The sequence below is a fragment of the Mycobacterium sp. E1386 genome (assembly GCF_001672745.1).
Taxonomy (GTDB): Bacteria; Actinomycetota; Actinomycetes; order Mycobacteriales; family Mycobacteriaceae; genus Mycobacterium.
Window position 1 is genome coordinate 1 of record NZ_LZKH01000089.1, and the last position, 19,864, is coordinate 19,864.

Below are 19,864 nucleotides of genomic sequence, written 5' to 3' on the forward strand. Positions count from 1 at the left end.
GCGCCGAAGGCCAGCTGCATGCCGATGAACGCGACCAGCAGCAGCACCATGATGGACAAGTCGAAACGGACCGCCCCGATGGTGAGCTGTGGGATCAGCCGCCGCAGCAACTTCACCGGCGGATCCGTGATCGACATGATGATCTCGAGGATCACCACCGTGATCCCGGTGGGATGCCAGTCACGGCTGAACGAGCGAATGAACTCGACGACGACCCGGGCGATGAGCAGCAGCCAGAAGATGAACAGCGCAAACCCAAGGATCTGAAAGAACAGCACCAACTGAAGAGCCCCGACCTTACCGATGAGATGTCAAGCGCCGCGGACTTTCGCGGCGCCTGCCAGCGTACCGACTCCCCGCCTCGGGCCACATCTCAGCCGGTCCGGCCGTCGAAGCGGCACCGAACCCGGCGCCGCTGAACCGCGGGTTATTGGTAAGCGTAGAAACCGGTTTCGGCGATCCGGCGACGCTCCTCGGGGGACACGTCCACGTCCGCGGGCGAGAGCAAGAACACCTTGGTCGCCACCTTGTCGAAGGAGCCGCGCAACGCGAAGGCCAAGCCGGCCGCAAAGTCGACCAGCCGCTTCGCGTCGGCGTTGTCCATGGATACCAGGTCCATGATGACCGGGGTGCCGTCGCGGAACCGCTCGCCGATGGTGCGGGCCTCGCTGTAGTCCTTGGGCCGCAGCGTGGTGATCTTCGAGAGCGGGTGGCCCTCTTCGAACATCATCGCCATCCGGCGCGGGTCCATCGCCAGCGCGCCGCGGGTGGAGTTGCGCAACCAGGACCCGAAGCGCGGCCTGCCCATCTCGGGCCGCTCGAAGTCGCGGGGGTGGACGGCGCCGTAGCGTGGCTCTTCCGCGTAGCCGCCGCGGTATCCGGTTGGCGGCGCGTAGTCGGCGGGCTCGCGCGGGTCGTCGTAGTCGCGCCCCTCGTAGCGGCCTTCCATGCGTCCGTAGCCGTCGTCGAAACGCGGCCGCGGAAAGCCGCGGGAGGGTGCGTGGTCGTCGTAATACTCGTCGTCGTAGTCGTCCATCGGGGCCATACCGAAATAGGCCTTGACTTTGTGCAGTGTGCTCATTGCGTTGACCCCTTCTAGCCCCTGATGCTTGGTGTCAGTGATGAAGATGTGACTACAGTGACTTAATACGGTGACGGTAGCGGCCGGGGACCCAATAGCGCGGTACCGACACGCACACACGTCGATCCGTGTTTGACGGCAATTTCGAAATCGTCGGACATTCCGGCGGACAGGCCGACGGCGTTCGGATGGGATTCCAGGACGCGCAGGTGCTCGGTCCGCAGCCGTTCGAAGGCCTCGTCCGGACTCGAACCCAGCGGCGGAATGGCCATCAGACCCGCCAGTTCCAGGCACTTCGCGTCCTCGGCCTGCGCGCACAATCGGTCGACCGCTCCCGGCGCCGAGATGTCGACGCCGCCCCGCGTCTCGTCGCCGTCGAGGCTGACCTGAACGTAGACCCGCATCGGATCGGAGCGGCGGCCCTCGGCCAGGGCCGCCGAAACGCCCCGATCGAGAGCGCTGACGAGGTGGGAGCTGTCCACCGAGTGGGCGGTGTGCGCCCAGCGGGCAACCGACCGGGCTTTGTTTCGCTGAATGTGGCCCACCATGTGCCAGCGCAGGGGCGGCACGTCCGCCCGCGACGAAGCCGCCAAAAGTTTCGTGACTTCGCTCACTTTTGCCGACGCTTCCTGGTCCCGCGATTCGCCGACGGCCCGGCAACCCAATCGCGACAAAGTCACGACATCGGTTGCTGGAAAGAATTTGGTAATCGGCAGAAGTTCGATTTCCCCGACATTGCGACCCGCGGCTTCCGCTGCCGCCGCAAGGCGCGAACGCACCGCCGCTAATGCGTGGGTCAATTCCGTTTCCCGGTCGCTGTGACCCTCCGGCGCCCCCATCGCAGTCACTCCATCCACACCAGCGAGGCGAGCCGCCCGGTTGGGGCGTCCCGGCGGTGACTGAACAACGTCGGGTCGGCCACGGTGCACCGGGGATCGATATCGATGGCCGTGACGCCCAATTGCTTTAGCTGGCCAGCGATTCCGGCCCGAAGGTCGAGCCCGGGAGTGCCCACCGCGGTCGTGGTGCGACTGCCGGGCAATGCGACCTCCACCTCGTCGGCCATGGCCGCGGGCACCTCGTAGTTGCGCCCGCTGACCGCCGGGCCCAGCAGGGCCGAGATGTCCTCGACATGCGCGCCCAGCCTCAGCATCGCCTCCACGGTGCGGGCCACCACCCCGAGCTGGGCGCCGACGCGGCCCGCATGCACCGCCGCGGCCACCCCGGCGCGCGCGTCGCCCAACAGCACCGGCACACAGTCGGCCGTCACCACGGCCAGCGCCAGTCGCGGGGTGCTGGTCACCAACGCGTCGGTGCCGTCGACGGCATCCCGGGGTCCGTCGACCACCTCGACCCGATCACCGTGGACCTGGTTCATCCACACCACGCGGTCGGGGCCCAGGCCGATGGCGGCGGCCAGTCGGTTCCGGTTGGCGGCGACGGCAGCCGGATCGTCGCCGACGTGGTCGCCGAGGTTGAAGGTGTCGAACGGTGGTCCCGAGACACCGCCCGCGCGGCTGGTGGTCACCCGCCGGATGCGCACGCTCACCTTTTCAGTATCCGGAGTGCACCGCCTGCCAGCGGGCAGCGCCATCCGGCGCCTATCTTTCGTGGCCGGTTTGTCGCGCACTGGCAAGCGAATCGAGACTCTCAGCGGCGCATGAACGGCGGCACGTCGACGTCGTCGTCGTCACCGCCGATATTCAGCGTGGCGCCGTTGGTGTGGACCGGCACGCTGACGGCGTCGACGGGTTCGAACAGCGTCGAGGTGAGCTTGCCGGCCTTCGCCGACTCGATCCGGTGCGCCCCGCCCTTCTCCGCGGCAGTGCCTCCCACCACGGGCTTGCGGCCGGCGCCTGCGGCGTCGAAACCCGCCGCGATGACCGTGACGCGCACCTCGTCACCCAACGAATCGTCGATGACCGTGCCGAAGATGATGTTGGCGTCCTGATGGGCGGCGTCCTGCACCAGCGAGGCCGCCTCGTTGATCTCGAACAGGCCCAGGTCACTGCCGCCGGCGATCGACATCAGCACGCCGTGGGCGCCCTCCATCGAGGCTTCCAGCAGCGGTGAGTTGATCGCGATCTCGGCCGCCTTGAGCGAGCGTCCTTCGCCGCGCGCGGAGCCGATGCCCATCAGGGCGGTGCCCGCGCCGGACATGATGCCCTTGACGTCGGCGAAGTCGACGTTGATCAGGCCGGGGGTGGTGATCAGGTCGGTGATGCCCTGGACGCCGTTGAGCAGCACCTCGTCCGCGCTGCGGAACGCATCCATCAAGGACACGGCGGCGTCGCCCATCTGCAGCAGCCGGTCGTTGGGGATCACGATGAGGGTGTCGCAGCTCTCGCGCAACGCGGAGATGCCACTCTCGGCCTGGTTGCCGCGCCGCTTGCCCTCGAACGAGAACGGCCGGGTGACCACGCCGACGGTCAAGGCGCCCAGCTTGCGCGCGATGCTGGCCACGACCGGCGCGCCGCCGGTGCCCGTCCCGCCGCCCTCGCCAGCGGTGACGAACACCATGTCCGCGCCGCGCAGCAGCTCCTCGATCTCATCCTTGGCGTCCTCGGCGGCCTTGCGGCCGACCTCCGGGTCCGCGCCGGCGCCCAGCCCGCGGGTGGAGTCGCGGCCGACGTCGAGCTTGACGTCGGCATCGCTCATCAACAGCGCCTGCGCGTCGGTGTTGATCGCGATGAACTCCACGCCCTTGAGGCCCTGCTCGATCATTCGGTTCACGGCGTTGACGCCGCCGCCACCGATACCCACGACCTTGATCACGGCCAGGTAGTTATGCGGGGGGGTCATCATTCGTTTTCCTCCCTGGTGGGCTCAGTTCTGCGCGACGGGTTTCCTCCCGAGCGTCCGCGGTCCTCCCTGGCAAACCCTCAACCTCAACCATAGAGTTAGAGTTATGTCAAGTAGTTCCGCGCAACCAGAACGGTATGGGTATGGCGCGCCCTAACCCCGCAGGCGCGCCGACGCGCCGCCCGCAAATTTTTTCTGTTACGGCGGTCACAGCCGGCGTCGTTACTTCACCGTGGGAAGGTCGGCGCTGCGCATCACCATCGTCGAGCGAGTTCCGGTGGCGGTGAAGGACTTTCCCGACGGCCCGCACCTCTTCGACCGTGACGGCGTCGATTTCGCGACCGGTCCGCCGCCGCCGGCGCTGCCGTATCTCGACGTCGCCGACCCGGCCCACCTGACCGGCGACCTCGGGCCGCAGCGCGGTCAGCACCTGCAGCGCGGCCTTGGTCGCCGGGTCGTTCGGGCCCGGGTCGGCGACGTCGAGATACGGCAGCGCCGGCGGCGGCGGACCGGTCGCGAAATCGACGCCGTCACGGTCGAAGAGGTGCGGGCCGTCGGGAAAGTCCTTCACCGCCACCGGAACTCGCTCGACGATGGTGATGCGCAGCGCCGACGGATACTGCCGCTGCACCCGCGCGCTGGCCACCCGCCGGATCGCCGCCACCCGGTCGGCTACCTGGTTGGTGTTGATCTGCAGCAGCGGCGTCCCCGGGCGCACCCGCGCCGCGTCCAGCACCTCTTCCCGGGTCACCACCCCGGTGCCGACCACGACGATGTTGCGGGCCGACATCGCGGGCGTGAAGTAGAGGATGAGCGCAAGCCCGATCCCGAGGACGACCAGCAAGACCGTGACCAACAGCATCTTCAAGCCACGGACCACGCCCCGCGCGACGGGTTTGGGCTCGTCGGCCGTGCGGCCGGTGACCCGGCGTTTGGCCTCCCGGCGGGCCTCTTCGATGGCGGTGGCACGCTCCTGCGCGGCCCGCCGTTCGGCCCTTTCGCGGCGGGCCCGCCGGCGCGGTCCCTCGAATTCGTCCGGAGTGACCGGGGTTTCGGCCCCGGGCCCCCCGACGAACAGCGGTTCGGTGGCGTCGTCCCCGGCGGGCTCGCCCACGTGCAGATTGCCCGCGTCTTCGGCCGACCGCTCCGCGGCCCGCATCGACGCCGGTCGGTCGGCGTCGTTCGGCTGGGTCATCGCAACACTCCCGGGCGGCCGGGCGCGCTGCGGTTGTCCCGCGCCCGCAGCGCGGTCACGATCTCCGGCCCGAGCAAGGTCACGTCGCCCGCGCCCATGGTGACGATGACGTCGCCCGGCCCGGCCGCCGCGGCCACCTGCTCGGCCACGGCCGAGAAGTTGGGCAGGTAGCGCACCGGCGCGCTGACGTGCTCGGCGACACTGGCGCCGCTGACGCCGGCGAGCGGTTGCTCGCGCGCGCCGTAGACATCGAGGACGAACACCTCGTCGGCCGCATCGAGCGCGCGCCCGAACTCCGCGGCGAATTCCTTTGTGCGCGAATATAAATGGGGCTGGAAAACCACCAGGCTGCGACCACCGCCGCTCTGCTCGAGGACCGTGCGGACCGCCGCCAGGGTGGCGCTGATCTCGGTGGGATGGTGGGCGTAGTCGTCGAAGACCCGCACCGAACCGGCGTTGCCCACGAGTTCGAACCGGCGGCGCACGCCCTCGAAACCGGCCAGCCCATCGAGCACCGAGTCGACCGGTGCGCCGATCTCGATCGCCGCCAGTAGCGCGCCCAACGCGTTGAGCGCCATGTGCCGTCCGGGCACCGAAAGCCGCATCACCCGGGGATACTTCTCGCCAGCCAGCTGGACGTGCGCGACCGCCTCGGTGCCCTGCTGCTCCCAGGACAACAGGGTGGCGGCGTGGTCCTTCTCCGGCGCGGATCCGTAGCGCAGCACCCGAATTCCCAGCTCGGCGGTGCGCTCCGCCAGCGCGGCCGCGCCCGGGTCGTCGACGCACACCACCAGCGCTCCCCCCGGCGCGAGCCGCTCCACGAAGGCGTCGAACACGCCGACGTAGGCGTCGGCGCTCCCGTAGAAGTCCAGGTGATCGGCCTCGATGTTGGTGACCACCGCGACGTTGGGCGTGTACTCGAGCAGCGAGCCGTCGCTTTCGTCGGCCTCGGCCACGAAGCAGTCGCCGCTGCCGTGATGGGCGTTGGTGCCGGCCTCCCCCATCTCGCCGCCGACCGCGAACGACGGGTCACGTCCGCAGTGCTGCAGCGCCACGATCAACATCGACGTCGTCGTGGTCTTGCCGTGGGTGCCGGTGACCATCAGCGTCGTGCGCCCGTCCATCAACCGGGCCAGCACAGCGGGCCGCAGGATCACCGGGATGCCGCGCCGTCGGGCTTCGACGAGCTCGGGGTTGGTCTTCGGGATGGCGGCGTGGGTGGTGATGACCGCGGTGGGGCCGCCCGGCAGCAGGTCGAGCGATGATGCGTCGTGGCCGATGCGGATCGACGCGCCCCGGGCCCGCAACGCGTGCACCCCGCGCGACTCCTTGGCATCCGACCCGGATACCAGCGCGCCGCGGTCCAGCAGGATGCGGGCGATGCCCGACATGCCGGCTCCGCCAATGCCCACCATGTGCACCCGCTGCAGCTCGGGCGGCAGCTGCTCGGCGTTCACCGTCGCCCTCCCGCCGCTGCCTTCCTGGCGATGTCCAGCGCCGCCTGTGCCACTTGGCGCGCCGCGTCGGGGTGCCCCACGCGCGCGGCGGCCGCCGTCATCGCCGCCAACCGCGGCGGGTCGTTGAGCAGCCCGGCCACCTCGCGGGCGACCAGCTCCGGCGTCAAGGCGGCGTCGGCGACCACCATGCCGCCCCCGGCGTTGACCACCGGCAGCGCATTGAGCCGCTGCTCGCCGTTGCCGATCGGCAGGGGCACATAGATGGCCGGCAATCCGACCGCCGAGACCTCGGCGACGGTCATCGCGCCCGACCGGCAGATCGCCAGGTCGGCGGCGGCGTAGGCCAGGTCCATCCGGTCGAGATAGGGCACCGCCACGTACGGCGGGTCACCCGGTTGGCTCTGCCGCAGCTCGAGGGTGTTTTTCGGTCCGTGCGCGTGCAGCACCGAGACGCCCGCGGCGGCCAGGTCGGCGGCGGCGGCGGACACGGCCCGGTTCAGCGACACGGCACCCTGCGAGCCGCCGAACACCAGCAACACCCGCGCGTCGTCGGCGAAGCCGAAGTGCCTGCGCGCCTCGGCGCGCAGGGCGGCGCGGTCCAGCGAGGTGATGGCCTCCCGCACCGGTATGCCGACCACCTCGGCGCGCGGCAGGCCGCAATCGGGCACCGCGGAGAGCACCCGGTCGGCACGGCGGGCGCCGACCCGGTTGGCCAGCCCGGCGCTGGCGTTGGCCTCGTGGATCAACACCGGGACCCGGCGCCTGCGGCCGAGGCCGCGGGGAATCCCGCGGGCGGCGAGGTACGCCGGTAGCGCCACGTATCCGCCGAACCCGATGATGACGTCGGCGTCGACCTCGTCGAGCACGGCCCGGACCTCCCGGACCGCGCGCCATACCCGCGGGGGCAGCCGGGCCAGGTCGCCGGTGGGCTTGCGCGGCAACGGCACCGGCGTGATCAGCTCGAGGTGGTAACCGCGCTCGGGCACCAGCCGGGTCTCCAGCCCGCGGTGGGTGCCCAGCGCGGTGATGCGCACCTGCGGGTCGAGCGCGCTCAGCGCGTCGGCGACCGCCATCGCGGGCTCCACGTGGCCGGCGGTGCCACCGCCGGCCAGCACGACCGACAGCGGCTTGGAAGGCTTAAGAGCCGACAACGCGGCACCGGCGGGCTGGGGGGTTGCCCCCAGCCCGCCGGCCGGCTTGCTGACCGTGTCGTTCACCCGTAACGCTGACCTTCCAATGCGCGAGCGCGCCGTGCTTGACGCTGGCCGGCGTATCGCTGGCCAGATCCATGATGCACCGCCCTGCGGGCCGGCCGGGCGGCTGTACGGGAGAAGGCCGGCCGCAGCGGTTCCTGGGCCTTGACGGAGGCCTTGCGGGAACGCTTGGGGGCGGGCGCCTGGGCGGCCTTTCGGGTGCCGTTGCGCGAAGGGGCGCCCTTGGCCGGTTGCTTGCCGCCGCGCTTACGGTCGCGGAACGACTCCAGCCGGGTCGGCGCGTACGGCTGGGGCAGCGGCAGCCGCAGGAACCGGTTCACCTTGTCGTCGCGGCCGGCGCGCAGGGCCGCCACCGCCTCGGGCTCGTGACGGGCCGCGTTGGCCATGATCCCGATCATGAAAAGCGTTGCCGCCGTGGAGGTTCCGCCCGCGGAGATGAGGGGCAGCTGAATCCCGGTCACCGGCAGGATCCCGATCACGTAACCGATGTTGATGAACGCCTGGCCCAGCACCCACATCGTCGTGGTGGCGGTCAGCAGCCGCAGGAACGGGTCGGCCGAGCGGCGGGCGATGCGCATCCCGGTGTAGGCGAACAACCCGAACAGGACCAGCAGGCCGAACGCGCCGACGAAGCCCAGTTCCTCGCCGATGATCGCGAAGATGAAGTCGTTGTGAGCGTTGGGCAGGTAGTTCCACTTGGCCACGCCCTGCCCCAGGCCGTCGCCGAAGATGCCGCCGTGCGCCAGGGCGAACTTCGCCTGGCGGGCCTGGTAGCCGGTGTCCATGGGGTCGTTCTCGGGGTTCATCCAGGACTTCACCCGGTCCGAGCGGTAACCCGCGGACATGGCCAGGATCGCGCCGGCCATGAAGACCGCCAGCAGCGAGGTGGCGAAGACGCGCAGCGGCAGGCCGGCGTACCACAGCAGCGCCAGCAGGATGATGCCCAGCGACACCGTCTGCCCCAGGTCGGGCTGGGCCACGATCAGCGCCAGCGCGATGACCGCGGCCGGCACCAGCGGGATGAGCATTTCGCGCAGCGACGCCCGCTCCCCCCGGCGGGCCGCCAGCAGATGGGCACCCCAGATCGCGAAGGCGATCTTGGCCAGCTCGGACGGCTGCATGGAGAAGCCGGCGATGACGAACCACTTCCGCGACCCGTTGGCCAGGTTTCCGATGCCCGGCACCAGCACGAGCACCAACAGGATGACCGTGACGACGTAGCCGGTGAAGGCGACGCGGCGGATGAACCGCACCGACATGCGCATCGAGGCGTAGCAGGCGACCAGGCCGATCACCGTCCACAACACCTGCTTGCCGAAGATCACCCACGCCGACCCGTCGGCGTCGTAGGACCGCACACCCGACGCCGAGAGCACCATGATCAGACCAAGCGTGGTCAGCAGCGCGGTCACCGCGATGATGAGGTGGAACGAGGTCATGGGCCGGCTCAGCCAGGCCCCGAACCGGTTGCGCTCGCCGATTTTGGCCTGCGCTTTTGCAGCCGGCTTGGCCTCAGACGTGCTGGCCGTGTCCACGGGGCCGGTCGCCTCGTCGGCGTCGGCCTCTCCCGGCTCGGCCGCGGCGGTGTCGGCGGTCGCTTCGGTTGCCTTGCCCCGGCGCCTCAGCCGGGCCAGCGGATTACCCACGCCCGCCTACCGGGTGGCCGCGCGGACGGCGGCGGCGAAGGCGTCGCCACGGTCGGCATACCCGCTGAACTGGTCGAACGACGCGCCGGCCGGGGCCAGCAACACCGTGTCGCCGGGCCGGGCCAGGTCGCGGGCCGCGGCCACCGCCGCGGTCATGACGGAAGTGCCGAGGCCGCCGCCCGAATGTTTCACTTCTGTCACATTTGCACCAATGGCCACAGCCGTCGCATTCATATCAGCATCCTCGCCTGTCACAACCTGGACGACGGGGACATCCGGCGCGTGTCGCGATAACGCCTCTGCAACCTCTTCGCGATCTCGGCCGATGAGCACCGCGCCCACCAGCCGGGGGGCCATCCTGGCGACCTCCGCGTCCACCGATGCGCCCTTGAGCAAACCGCCCGCTACCCACACCACGCGGGGGTACGCCAGCACGGACGCCTCGGCGGCGTGCGGGTTGGTGGCCTTCGAGTCGTCGACGTAGGTGATCCCGTCGGCGACCGCGACCACCTCGGCCCGGTGCCGGCCCACCCGGAACGACGCGATCGCCTCGGCGATCGCGTCGGCCGGCACACCGACGCTGCGCGCCAGCGCCGCCGCGGCAAGCGCATCGAGGATGCCGACGGGCCCCGGGACCGGGATCGTCTCGACGGGCAGCAGCGCGAGGTCGTCGGCGAAGGCGCGGTCGATGAGTTGGCCGTCGCGCACGCCCAATTCGCCCGCCGCCGGCTCGCCGAGCCGGAAGCCGACGCGCACCGGGGCCGCGGCGGTGTCCAGCAACGCGGCCGCCCGGGCGTCGTCGAGCCCCACGACCGCCACCCGGCCGTCGAGCACCCGCGCCTTGGCCGCCGTGTACTCGGCCATGGTGGAGTGCCAATCCAGGTGGTCTTCGGCGATGTTGAGGACGACACCCGCCTCGGGCCGTACCGAGGGCGCCCAGTGCAGCTGGAAGCTGGACAGCTCGACGGCCAGCAGGTCGGCGGGCGCGTCCAGGACATCGAGGACGGGATCGCCGATATTGCCGCACAACAGGCTGCTGCGGCCCGCGGCGGTCAAAATCGCGTGCAGCATCGACGTCGTGGTGGTCTTGCCGTTCGTGCCGGTCACCACCAGCCAGCGCCGCGGCGGCCCGTACTGGCCCGCCGCGTCGAGCCGCCAGGCCAATTCCACGTCGCCCCAGACCGGCACTCCGGCCGCCGCCGCGGCGACCAGCAGCGGTGTGTCCGGCCGAAATCCCGGGCTGGTGACCACCAGGGCGTACTCCGCAACGCGTTGGGTGGCCACCGACGTGGTCGCGGTCGCCACGCCGGTCTCCGCGTAGCGGCGCAACGTGGCCGGGTCGTCGTCGCACAGGGTGGGCGCCGCGCCGAACCGGGCCAGGGCCGCCAGCACCGCCTTGCCGGTGACGCCGCCGCCGGCCACCAGCACGGGTGCGCCCGGCGCCAAGGGCTCGAGCCCGGGCACGTCAGGCACCGATCGCGCCCAGCCACTCACCGTAGAAGAGGGCCACGCCCAGGCCACAGGTGATCGCCGTGAGCAGCCAGAAGCGGATGATCACCGTGGTTTCGGCCCAGCCGGCCAACTCGAAATGGTGATGGAACGGCGCCATCCGGAACACCCGGCGCCCGGTGGTGCGAAACGCCAGGATTTGCAGCACCACCGACGTGACCTCGGCGACGAACAGCGACCCCAGCACGACGGCCAGGATCTCGGTGCGGCTGGTCACCGAAAGGCCCGCGATGATGCCGCCCAGCGCCAGCGATCCGGTGTCGCCCATGAAAATCTTTGCGGGAGCGGCGTTCCACCACAAGAAGCCGATGCAGGCGCCCGCGGTGGCGGCCGCGACGAGCGCCAGGTCCAGCGGGTCGCGCACGTTGTAGCAGCCCAGCCCCGGCGCGGTGACGCAGGCGTTGCGGTACTGCCAGAAGGTGATCAACACGTAGGCGGCGGTGACCATCGCCATGCAGCCGGCCGCCAGCCCGTCCAGGCCGTCGGTGAAATTGACCGCGTTGGACCAGGCGCTGACGACGACCACGCAGAACAACACGAACAGCCCCGGAGCCAAAGTGACCGTGGCGATTTCGCGCACGTAGGACAGGTCCGAGCTGGCCGGTGTCAACCCGCTGCCATTGCGGAACCGCAACACCAGCACGCCGAACAGCACCGCGGCGGCGACCTGCCCGATGGTTTTCGTCGTCTTGTTCAACCCGAGGTTGCGCGACCGGCGAACCTTGATCAGGTCGTCGAGGAAGCCGACGCCACCGAGCACGGTCGCCAGGCCCAGCACCAGCAGGCCCGACGCGGAAACGCCCTCGCCGTCGAACGCCAGCCCGGCCAGGTGCGTCCCGAGGTATCCCGCCCAGATGCCGGCCAGGATCGCCACCCCGCCCATCGACGGCGTGCCGCGCTTGGCGTGATGGCTGGGCGGGCCGTCCTCGCGGGTGTGATGGCCGAAGCCTTGCCGGGTGAACAATCGAATCAGCGCGGGGGTCAACAGGATTGACACGGCAAGCGCGACGGCCACGGCGATCAGGATCTGCCTCACGCGCCCGTCCCGCCCTCGGTCACGAGCGCGTCCGCCAGCGCGCCCAGCCCGGCCGCGTTGGAGGCCTTGACCAGGATCACGTCGCCGGGCCGGACTTCGGCGCGCAGCAACGCGAGCGCGGCGTCGGCGTCGGCCACGTTGACGGCCCCCCGATCACCGGAAGCTCCCCACGAGCCCTCCATGACCGCTCCGTGGTGCATGGCGCTCATCGACCTCCCACTTCCCACGACGACAAGTCGAGACACATCTAAGCGCACCGCCAGCCGGCCGATGCGATCGTGTTCGGCCACCGCGTCGTCGCCGAGCTCGGCCATTTCGCCGAGCACCGCCCAGCTCCTGCGCTTTTCGTCGGCGCCGTGGGCGATCCAGGCCAGCGCCTGCAGCCCGGCGCGCATCGAGTCGGGGTTGGCGTTGTAGGCGTCGTCGATCACCGTGACCCCGTCCGCGCGGGTGGTCACGTGCATCCGGTGCCGCGACACCGGCCCGGCTTGCGACAGCGCGGCGGCGACCTGCTCGACGGTGGCGCCGCATTGCAGCGCGACGGCGGCGGCGCACAGCGCGTTGGCGACCTGGTGGTCGCCGTACACGCCCAGCCGCACCTCGACCGCGCTGTCCATCGCGTGCAGGGTAAAGCGGGGCCTGGCCAGTTCGTCCAGCGACACTCCGTCGGCCCAGACGTCGCTGGGACCGGAATCGGTGCGGCTGGACCGGCCGACCCGCACCACCCGCGCCTCGGTGACGTCGGCCATCGCCGCCACGATCGGGTCGTCGGCGTTGAGGACGACCACTCCGGACGACGGAACGGCTTGGGGCAGTTCGGATTTGGTGCGCGCGATGGCTTCCCGGGAGCCGAACTCGCCCAAGTGGGCGGTGCCGACGTTGAGCACCACCCCGATCGTCGGCGGGGCGATCTCCGCCAGCGCGGCGATATTGCCGGGATGGCGGGCCGACATCTCGAGGACCAGGTAGTCGGTGTCCCGCGTCGCGCGCAACACGGTCCAGGGATGTCCGAGCTCGTTGTTGAACGACCCGGGCGGGGCGATTACCTCGCCCAGCGGCTCGAGCACGGCTTTGACGAGGTCTTTGGTCGACGTCTTCCCCGACGAACCCGTGATGCCGACGATGGTCAGGCCGCCGGCGACCAGCTCCGCGGCCACCGCCTTGGCCAACTTGGCCAGCGCGGCCAGCACCGCCGCGCCCGAGCCGTCGGTGTCGTGTTCGAGCACCCCGGCCAGGCCGCCATCGGCGCGGGCGGCCGCCGCCGGAGGCACCACGATGGCCGGCACCCCCACCGGCCGGGCGGCCAGCACGGCCACCGCGCCGGCCGCCGCGGCCGCGCCCGCGTAGTCGTGCCCGTCGGCGTGGGCCCCCGGCAGCGCGAGGAACAGCCCGCCGGGACCGACGGCGCGCGAGTCGAATTCGACGGTGCCGGTGACGCGGAGCCCCGCGGCGGCCTGCGGCGAGATGTCGGCCAGCGTTCCGCCCACGATGTCGGCGACCTGCGCGACGGTCAGGTCGATCATTGCCGCGCCTTCAGCGCCCGGGCCAGCTCCACCCGATCGTCGAAGGGACGGACCTCCCCCGCCGCGCGCTGGCCGGTTTCGTGGCCTTTGCCCGCCACCAGGACCACGTCGCCCGGCCCGGCCCAGGCCACCGCGTGTTCGATCGCCGCGCGCCGGTCGCCGATCTCGACCACCTCGGCCGCACCGCGGCTCTCGGCCACCCCGGCCAGGATCTCGCGGCGAATGGCGGCGGGGTCCTCGCCGCGCGGGTTGTCGTCGGTGACGACGACCAGGTCGGCCAGCTCGGCCGCGGTCGCGCCCATCGGCGCCCGCTTGCCCGGGTCGCGCTCGCCGCCGGCGCCGAACACCACCGCCAGCCGGCGCCCCGGTCGCGCCAGGGTGGTCAGCACCGCCCGCAGCGCGCCCGGCTTGTGGGCGTAGTCGACCAGCGCGAGGAAATCCTGGCCGCAGTCGATGTCTTCCATGCGACCGGGCACCCGGGTTTCCAGCAGCCCCGGCGCCGCCTGCTCCGGTGACACGCCCACCGCATCCAAAATCGCCAGCGCGACAAGGCAATTGGCGATGTTGTAATGCCCCGGCAGCCGAATGCCCACCCGATGGCGCACGCCGGCGGGATCGATCGCGGTGAACTGCTGCCCTCCGGCACCCAGCGGGATCACGTCCATGGCGCGCCAGTGCGCGGGCTGGTCGCCGGTGCTGACGGTGATCGCGTCACCGGCGCGGGCGGCCATGGCGCGCCCGGCGTCGTCGTCGACGCAGACCACGACCCGGCGGGCCCGCAGCGGCGACGCCGGATCGAACAGCTTCGCCTTGGCCTCGAAGTAGTCCGCCATGGTGGGGTGAAAGTCGAGGTGGTCGCGGGACAGGTTGGTGAAAGCGCCCACCGCGAACCCGGTGCCGTCCACCCGGCCCAGCGCCAGCGCGTGGCTGGACACCTCCATGACGACGGTGTCGACGCCGCGCTCGGCCATCGCCGCGAACATGGCCTGCAGCGCGGGGGCCTCCGGGGTGGTCAGCGCGCTCGGAACGTCGGCGCCGTCGATGCGGATGCCGACGGTGCCGATCAGCCCGGCCGTGCGCGCGGCCGCGCGCAACCCGGATTCGACCAGATACGTCGTGGTGGTCTTGCCGGAGGTTCCGGTGATCCCGACCACCGTCGTCCGCTCCGACGGGTGCCCGTACACCGTGGCGGCCAGGGCGCCGAGCACGCTGCGGGGCGCCGGGTGCACGAGCGTCGGGACGGCCGATGCCGACGCACCCATCTCCGCGACCCCGGCGGCGTCGGTCAGGACCGCGACGGCGCCCTTCTCGATCGCCTCGGCCGCGTAGCGGGCCCCGTGCGTCGAGGCGCCCGGCAGCGCGGCGAACAGGTCGCCGGGCCGCACGTCCTGGCCGCGCAGCGTCACCCCGGTGACGGCCACGTCGGGCACCGCCGCGCCGCGGTCGGCGAGCACCGCCCCGACCTGGGCCGCCAGCGCGGGCAGGGGCGTGCCAGCGCCGGCGCTGGGGCGCAAATCAGTGGGCACGGCACACCTCCCGTCCACGCGCGTGGTCCTCATGATCGGCCATGACACCCTACCGAGCGGCACCTGCCACCCAGGTGGGCTCGTCAACCGAGTGTGCGTTGAGGACGCGATTCGGGCCCGAATTCCGCCTCGAGCGCACACCCAACGCCGTCACCGCACAATCGACGGACGACGGGCTCGCGATCGCCGCTAGGTGGCCTGCAGCGTCAGCGGCGGACCGGGGTCGGGCGAGAGCGGGACGTTCTCGCGCTGCATCAGCCAGCCGGCGATGTTGTGGAACAGCGGGGCCGCCGAATGGCCCGGCGTACCGTCCGCGTTGCGATCCGGGTTGTCCATCATGATGCCGATGACGTAGCGCGGGTTGTCGACGGTGGCCATGCCGGCGAAAGTGATCCAGTAGACGTTGTCGTAATAGCAGCCGCAGGCCGGGTTGATCTGCTGCGCGGTACCCGTCTTGCCGGCCATCTGGTAGCCGGTCACCGCGGCGGCGGGTCCGGTGCCCTGCTGGTAACCCATCGGGTCGCGTTGCACGACGGCGCGCAGCATGTTGCGGACGGTCTGGGCCGTCTGCGCCGAGACCACCCGCACGCCTTCGGGACGCGGTTCTTCGGTCCGGGTGCCGTCGGGTGCGATGGTGGCCTTGACGATCCGCGGCGGTATCCGCACCCCGTCGTTGGCGATCGTCTGGTACATGCCGGCCATCTGCAACAGCGTCATCGAAAGGCCTTGCCCGATCGGTAGGTTCGAAAAGGTGCTGCCCGACCACTGGTCGATTGGCGGCACCAGCCCGGCGCTCTCGCCGGGCAGGCCCACGTTGGTGCGTTGCCCGAGACCGAATTTGCGGACCATGTCGTAGAAACGTTCCGGGCCGACGCGCTGAGCGAGCATCAAAGTGCCGACGTTGGAGGACTTTCCGAACACGCCGGTAGTGGTGTAGGGCATCACGCCGTGGTCCCACGCGTCGTGGATGGGCACCCCGCCCATCTGGATCGACCCGGGCACCTGCAGCACCTCGTCGGGGTTGGACAGGCCGTACTCGATCACCGACGACGCGGTGATGACCTTGTTCACCGAGCCCGGCTCGAACGGCGAGGACACCGCCAGGTTGCCCAGCTGCTTGTCCCCCTGACGCCCGATGTCCTGCGACGGATCAAAGGTGTTGTCGTTGGCCATGGCCAGCACTTCGCCGGTCTTCGAGTCCAGCACGACCGCCGAGACATTGTGCGCGCCAGAGAGATTCTTGGCCTGCTGGACCTGCTGCTGGACGTAGAACTGGATGTCGTCGTCGAGGGTCAGCTGCACCATCGAACCGTTGACCGCCCGGTGCCGGTTGCGGTAGCTGCCGGGGATGACGACGCCGTCGGATCCCCGGTCATACGTGACCGAGCCGTCGGTTCCGGACAGCACCGAGTCCAGGGACTCCTCCAGGCCCAGCAGCCCGTGCCCGTCCCAGTCGATGCCGCCGACGATGTTGGCCGCCAACGACCCGCCCGGATACTGGCGCAGATCCTGTCGCTCCGAACCGACCTCCGGATACTTGTCGGAGATCGCGCTGGCGACGGCCGGATCCACGGCGCGCGCCAGATAAACGAAGTTCTCGTCGCTTTGCAGCTTCTTCAGCACGGTCGCGGAGTCCGGCTTGTTGCCCAGCCGGGTGGAGACCTCCTTGGCGATATCCCGCAGGCGCTGCTGAGGATCGGGGGCCACCGAGTTCTTGCTCTTGGCCTCCTCCAATTGCTTGCGAATCCTCTTGGGCTGGAACGTCAGTGCGCGCGATTCGGTGGTGAACGCCAGCTGATCCTTATTGCGGTCGACGATGCTGCCGCGCACCGCCTTCTCGACGTCGGTGACCTTGAGCTGGCCCGCCGCCTGAGCGCGCAGCGCCGGCGCGTTGGTCACCTGCAGGACGAACAACTGGACCGCGGCCACCACGATCAAGGCCCCGATGGCCGCATTCCCGGCCCGATGCCGGAAGACGAACGACGCGCCGCGGGTGCCCGCCTGCACGAGCCGGGTGCGCCGCTCCCGCGCCGAGTGCCCGGCCGCCACCGCGTCAGTCCGGTCGGCCGGACGGGGATTCTTGGCGTCCTTGGCCGCCTTGGCTTTCCGGAACCGCTTCGGCTCCCGGACGTCGTCGGCCTGCTGCTTCGCACGCCGCTTCGGCTGGCGAACCCCCTTGGTTTCCTGCGCCAGGCGGGGTCCGCGCGTCGGCTGCGACCGGCGGTTGCGTGAGGAGTCGCCGCGGCTCACCGGGGCGCACCTGGCGTCGCGGGCTGCGGCCCGAGCACCGGAGCGGCGGGGACGACGGGAGCCACCGGAGCGACGGGGGTAACCCCCCGCTGCACCGGCACCGGCACCTCCGCGGGTAGCGGCGCGGGCAGCTGCCCGGGCGGCGGAATGGGCAAGCCGCCCAACGGGATCGACACCTCGGCGGGTGCCGGAGCGAGCGCGGGCCCCGCCGGTGCGGGCAACCCCGGCACCGGCACTCCCGGCGCCGGCAGCACAGCCGGGACTTGCCCGGTGGCCGGCGCAACCGGCGCTCCCGGCGCGGCCGGCAGCACAGGCCCGGCCTGTCCCAGGTGCTGGCCGCCCAGCGTCGACGAGCCGTCCGGGGCGCGCAGCAGCGCCTCGGGCCCGGATCTCGCCGGCGCGGGCGCCCCGGGGTCGGGCTGCAACCGGACCGGGACCTCCGCGGCGGGCGCCGGCGGCGCGGGCGGCTGCGGCGGGCCTTGATCGGGGAGCTTGCTGTTCAACGGCGGCGGCGGCACACCGTCAGCCGGCTTGGGCGTGCCGACCACCACCCAGTTGCCGGACGGATCCTGGACCAGATGCGCGGTGTCTCGGGTCGGGATCATGCCCTGTTTGCGGGCCGCCTCCGCCAGTGCCGGGGCGGATTCCGCCTCGCGCACATCGCGTTCCAGCGCCTCCTTCTGCTGTTGCAGCAGCCGGGTCTTCTCGCGGGCGTGGCTCAACTTGTAGGAGCGCTCGGCGGAGTCCGTGGACAACCACAGCGTGAGGCCCAGCCCCAGGCCCAGCGCACCGATGACCAAGACGACAAACGGAACCTTGCTCGCCAGGGTGCGGGGCCGCAGGTCGATCGCGGCCAGCCGGGCCGCCAAGCGTTCGCTCAGCCGAGGACGAACGACCTTGGGCGCTTTGGCTTTCCGCGCCTTGGCACGGGCCTTGGCCTGGCTCGTGCTCTTGGGCCGCGCCGGCCGCTCGACCGGCCGGGCGACCGGGCTGGTCTGCGGTCCGGACTTCGGCGCGCGGGTCTCGCGGGTGGGCGCGGAGGCGCGTCCGGGCCGGGGGCGGCGCGCCGGACCGGGATCGGCCGTCGAACGCCTGCTCCGCCGGGCGGAACCGTCGCGCCCCCCGCGCCGATTCGGCGTCTCGCGCTTTGCTTTCATGCGTCGCCCTTTCCGGTTGACTGCTTGACCCGTTGCACAGCTCGCAGTCGGACTGCGGCGCTGCGCGGATTGCGTTCGACCTCTTCGGCGTCCGCACGCTCGGCGCCGTGCGTCAGCGATCGGAATCGCGGCTCGTGCCCGGGAAGCTCGACCGGCAGATCCACCGGAGTGCGGGAGGCGACCGCGTCGGCGAACAACCGTTTGACGATCCGGTCTTCCAGCGATTGGTAGGCCAGCACCACCATGCGTCCGCCGACGGTGAGCGCGTCCAACCCGGCCGGGATCGCGCTGCGCAGCGAGTTCAGTTCGTCGTTGACGGCGATCCGCAGGGCCTGGAAGGTCCGTTTGGCCGGATGCCCGCCGGTGCGCCGGGCCGGGGCCGGGATCGCGTGGTAGAGCAGGGCTACCAATTCCGCGGTCGACGTGAAGGGGGCGCGGGAGCGCCTGCGCACGATCTGTGCCGCGATCCGGCGCGCGAATCGTTCTTCGCCGTAGCGGTGCAGGATGTCCGCCAGCGCCGCTTCGTCGTACGTGTTGAGAATGTCGGCCGCCGTCAACGGCGACTCGGGATCCATCCGCATGTCCAGCGGCGCGTCCTGGGCGTAGGCAAAGCCGCGCTCGGCGCGGTCGAGCTGCATGGATGACACACCCAGGTCGAACAGCATCCCGTCGACCGATCCGACTGTGGCGTAACCGGATTCGACCAGCGCGCCGGCGAGGCCGTCGTAGCGGTTGTGCACCAACGTAATCCGGTCGGTGAACCGCGCCAGCCGGGCCCGGGCGATGTCCAGGGCGCTGGGATCGCGGTCGAGGCCGATCAGCCGCAGGCCCGGCAGGTCGGTGAGGAACCGTTCGGCGTGGCCGCCCGCGCCGAGGGTGGCGTCGACAAGGAGCGCGCCCGAACCGTCGGCGTCGTGACGGGTCAGCGCGGGGGTGAGCAGTTCGACGCAGCGGTGCAGCAGGACGGGCACATGTCCGAAGTCCGGTGAATCGTCAAGCACCGCAACACCTCCCCGGTTCGGGCGAGATGTCCCTGCATCGAGGTCTCTGTCCGAAGGCACGAACCTGGCGTTGGGGAAGTACGCCAGGGCCGGTTCGGGCAGAGGCCACGTTGCACGGGCATGCGCCTCAGATGATGTCGCCGAGTGCTTCATCGCTGGCCGCGGAGAAGTTCTCTTCGTGGGTCTGCTGGTAGTCCTGCCAGGCTTGCGCGTCCCAGATCTCGAGGTAATCGACCGCTCCGATCACCACGCAGTCCTTGGACAGGTTCGCGTAGCGACGGTGGTCGGCCGAGAGCGTGATGCGCCCCTGCGCGTCGGGATGCTGCTCGTCGGTGCCTGCGGCGAGGTTGCGCAGGAAGGCCCGGGCGTCGGGGTTGCTCCGCGAGGCCTTGCTCGCCCGGCGTGCAAGCTGCTCGAATTCGCCCCGCGGGTAGACGGCGAGGCTGTGGTCCTGGCTCTTGGTGACC

At 71.0% G+C, this 19,864-nt stretch carries 16 protein-coding genes and 1 pseudogene; all 17 read right to left on the minus strand.

The genetic code is table 11. The features are described from left to right. The coding region (locus A5709_RS10415; protein ID WP_068119781.1) for a YggT family protein at positions 1-281 on the minus strand (281 nt) is incomplete at its 3' end. 146 nt (positions 282-427) lie between these two features. Beyond that, complete coding sequence (locus tag A5709_RS10420) at positions 428-1,081, minus strand: cell division protein SepF (RefSeq protein ID WP_067946711.1); 654 nt, start codon at positions 1,079-1,081, stop codon at positions 428-430. 62 nt (positions 1,082-1,143) lie between these two features. Then, entirely contained in the window at positions 1,144-1,920 is a 777-nt protein-coding gene (locus A5709_RS10425; protein WP_156673207.1) for a YggS family pyridoxal phosphate-dependent enzyme, read from the minus strand. 5 nt (positions 1,921-1,925) lie between these two features. Beyond that, a complete protein-coding gene (pgeF, locus tag A5709_RS10430) occupies positions 1,926-2,630 on the minus strand; it encodes a peptidoglycan editing factor PgeF (RefSeq protein WP_068009552.1) in 705 nt (234 codons plus the stop codon). A gap of 101 nt (positions 2,631-2,731) precedes the next feature. Then, positions 2,732-3,883: a cell division protein FtsZ gene (ftsZ, locus tag A5709_RS10435; RefSeq protein ID WP_067946718.1), complete on the minus strand. Its 1,152-nt coding sequence runs from the start codon at positions 3,881-3,883 to the stop codon at positions 2,732-2,734. 381 nt (positions 3,884-4,264) lie between these two features. After that, positions 4,265-5,042 (minus strand): annotated as a pseudogene (locus A5709_RS29245) (cell division protein FtsQ/DivIB); the annotation flags it as partial. Between the two features lie 32 nt (positions 5,043-5,074). Then, entirely contained in the window at positions 5,075-6,535 is a 1,461-nt protein-coding gene (gene murC / locus A5709_RS10445) for a UDP-N-acetylmuramate--L-alanine ligase (protein ID WP_067946720.1), read from the minus strand. Then, positions 6,532-7,752, minus strand: a complete 1,221-nt coding sequence (gene murG, locus A5709_RS10450) for an undecaprenyldiphospho-muramoylpentapeptide beta-N-acetylglucosaminyltransferase (RefSeq protein WP_067946722.1) — start codon at positions 7,750-7,752, stop codon at positions 6,532-6,534. Before murG ends, murC begins: the two co-directional genes overlap by 4 nt. Next, positions 7,749-9,395 carry a putative lipid II flippase FtsW gene (gene ftsW, locus A5709_RS10455; protein WP_068009554.1) on the minus strand — a complete coding sequence of 549 codons (1,647 nt, stop codon included), beginning with the start codon at positions 9,393-9,395 and terminating at the stop codon, positions 7,749-7,751. The genes murG and ftsW overlap by 4 nt, the downstream gene beginning before the upstream one ends. A gap of 6 nt (positions 9,396-9,401) precedes the next feature. Next, positions 9,402-10,859, minus strand: a complete 1,458-nt coding sequence (gene murD / locus A5709_RS10460; protein WP_156768010.1) for a UDP-N-acetylmuramoyl-L-alanine--D-glutamate ligase — start codon at positions 10,857-10,859, stop codon at positions 9,402-9,404. Position 10,860: 1 nt separating this feature from the next. Then, entirely contained in the window at positions 10,861-11,940 is a 1,080-nt protein-coding gene (mraY, locus tag A5709_RS10465; protein ID WP_067946726.1) for a phospho-N-acetylmuramoyl-pentapeptide-transferase, read from the minus strand. Then, positions 11,937-13,463 carry a UDP-N-acetylmuramoyl-tripeptide--D-alanyl-D-alanine ligase gene (gene murF / locus A5709_RS10470; protein ID WP_068009557.1) on the minus strand — a complete coding sequence of 509 codons (1,527 nt, stop codon included), beginning with the start codon at positions 13,461-13,463 and terminating at the stop codon, positions 11,937-11,939. The genes mraY and murF overlap by 4 nt, the downstream gene beginning before the upstream one ends. Continuing rightward, positions 13,460-15,022 carry a UDP-N-acetylmuramoyl-L-alanyl-D-glutamate--2,6-diaminopimelate ligase gene (locus tag A5709_RS10475; RefSeq protein WP_068119786.1) on the minus strand — a complete coding sequence of 521 codons (1,563 nt, stop codon included), beginning with the start codon at positions 15,020-15,022 and terminating at the stop codon, positions 13,460-13,462. Before A5709_RS10475 ends, murF begins: the two co-directional genes overlap by 4 nt. A gap of 156 nt (positions 15,023-15,178) precedes the next feature. Then, positions 15,179-17,239 (minus strand): penicillin-binding protein 2, encoded by a 2,061-nt coding sequence (locus A5709_RS10480; RefSeq protein ID WP_068119773.1) that lies wholly within the window; start codon positions 17,237-17,239, stop codon positions 15,179-15,181. Beyond that, the gene (locus A5709_RS10485) at positions 17,236-18,396 is read right to left on the minus strand and encodes a hypothetical protein (RefSeq protein WP_068119776.1); all 1,161 of its coding nucleotides are present in this window, start codon (positions 18,394-18,396) and stop codon (positions 17,236-17,238) included. Before A5709_RS10485 ends, A5709_RS10480 begins: the two co-directional genes overlap by 4 nt. After that, entirely contained in the window at positions 18,393-19,550 is a 1,158-nt protein-coding gene (rsmH, locus tag A5709_RS10490) for a 16S rRNA (cytosine(1402)-N(4))-methyltransferase RsmH (protein ID WP_156768009.1), read from the minus strand. Before rsmH ends, A5709_RS10485 begins: the two co-directional genes overlap by 4 nt. Continuing rightward, the coding region (locus A5709_RS10495; protein WP_068119779.1) for a division/cell wall cluster transcriptional repressor MraZ at positions 19,525-19,864 on the minus strand (340 nt) is incomplete at its 5' end. The genes rsmH and A5709_RS10495, both read right to left, overlap by 26 nt.